Here is a 272-nt window from a genome sequence, read left to right as displayed (position 1 = left end):
AACCAGTTGGAGGCTAGCTCAGCCCAATAGGTAGTGCAGTCCGTAAAGCGTTGCGGCCCCGCTGAAGATGGCTGCGATCACATTCTTGGTGACAATCCCGACGGCCAGCGTGACCGCAGCGGCGGTCATTCTTGGGACATCTGGCTGCCCTTCGGTCGCGGTGGGCCAGACCACCAAGGGCGCGATCAGGGCCGGTACTATAGCCACCGCCGTGTAACGCAGGTGCCGCAGCAGCCATGCGGGCATCGGGCGGTCGCCAACGATGCCGATAA

General features: G+C 63.2%; 1 protein-coding gene. It reads right to left on the bottom strand.

Going from position 1 to position 272, the window contains the following annotated elements:
* Nucleotides 1-18: 18 nt before the first annotated feature.
* Nucleotides 19-272 (bottom strand): AzlD domain-containing protein (locus NLF92_RS12975; protein WP_254102632.1); only part of this gene is annotated, 254 nt, incomplete at its 5' end.

The sequence above is a fragment of the Opacimonas viscosa genome, assembly GCF_024199005.1.
Classification (GTDB): Bacteria; Pseudomonadota; Gammaproteobacteria; order Enterobacterales; family Alteromonadaceae; genus Opacimonas; species Opacimonas viscosa.
Note: the sequence above shows the minus strand (reverse complement) of the source record. Positions and strands in the feature narration are given on the sequence as shown.